Source organism: Streptomyces sp. NPDC005533 (assembly GCF_042871845.1).
Taxonomy (GTDB): Bacteria; Actinomycetota; Actinomycetes; order Streptomycetales; family Streptomycetaceae; genus Streptomyces.
In genome coordinates, this window is sequence record NZ_JBIAJH010000203.1 from 1 (window position 1) to 1,092 (window position 1,092).

Annotated in this window: 1 protein-coding gene and 1 pseudogene; both read left to right on the forward strand. The window is 69.8% G+C overall.

What is annotated here, in order from left to right; genetic code table 11:
- Positions 1–409 (forward strand): annotated as a pseudogene (locus tag ACFYP3_RS37955) (hypothetical protein); the annotation flags it as partial.
- The coding region (locus tag ACFYP3_RS37960) for a tyrosine-type recombinase/integrase (protein WP_388842697.1) at positions 406–1,092 on the forward strand (687 nt) is incomplete at its 3' end. The pseudogene ACFYP3_RS37955 and the gene ACFYP3_RS37960, both read left to right, overlap by 4 nt.

The following is a 1,092-nucleotide window of genomic DNA, read 5'->3' on the forward strand; positions in this document are numbered from 1 at the left end:
CGACCTGCGCACGATCCCACAGCACTGGCTGCGCGATCTCCTGCGGACCTGGACGATCCAGCAACGCCCCGGCGCGGACGAGTTCGGCCGCACCCTGCGCGGGGTCGAACTCGCCTCGCGGGCCCTCGCATCCCGCCCGGGCACCGACGACCCCGCACGGCTGCGCTACGACGACGTCACCGCCGTGGTCGAGGCGTTCCGCACCGCGCTCAAACTGGACGGCGAACCGGCCGGCTGGAACTACCGGATGTCCATCGCGAGCCACTTCTTCGCCCTGATCGACTACGGCCGACGCTCCGGCACGGCCAAAGTCTCTCAGCGGCCTTCGTCCGCGACCCGGCCACCCACCGGATCGCGCAGGAAGAGACCAACGAGGACGAGATCGGCAAAGCGATCCCCGAATCGGTGATCCGCCAGCTCGACGCCCACCTCGACCTCCTCGGACAGGGCCGCGCGCGCGGACAGCGCACCCTCGCCCCCGAAGACCTCCAGCTGATGTACCGCACCCTGTACATCCTCCTGAGGGACACCGGCCGACGCCCCCTGGAAATCCTCTCCCTGCCCCTCGACTGCCTCGAGACCCGCCACGACCAGATCTCTCTGGTCTGGAACAACCACAAGGCCCGCCGGCACCGCCGGCGCCTGCCCATCACCACACCCACCGCCGAGGCCATCCGCACCTGGAAAACCCGCCGCGACCAGCTCCAGCCCGTACTCCCGCCCTCCGGCGCGGCCTACCTCTTCCCCGCCCTGACGCGGCTCGCCACCCGCCCCTACCTCCACACCAGCTATCTCGGCGAGACCCTGCGCCACTGGGTCGACTCCATCTCCCACCTGCACGGCGAAGGCGCCGACACCCACGGCAACCCGCTGCCCTTCGACCGGACCCTCGTCTATGCCTACGCCTTCCGGCACTCCTTCGCACAGCGCCACGCAGACGCCGGAACCCCCCTCGACGTCCTGCGCGAGCTGATGGACCACAGGTCCGTCAGCACGACCCAGCGCTACTACACCGTCTCCCTCAAACGAAAACGCGACGCCGTCACCAAACTCTCCGCCCACGTCGTCGACAACCAGGGCCGTCCCAGCCCC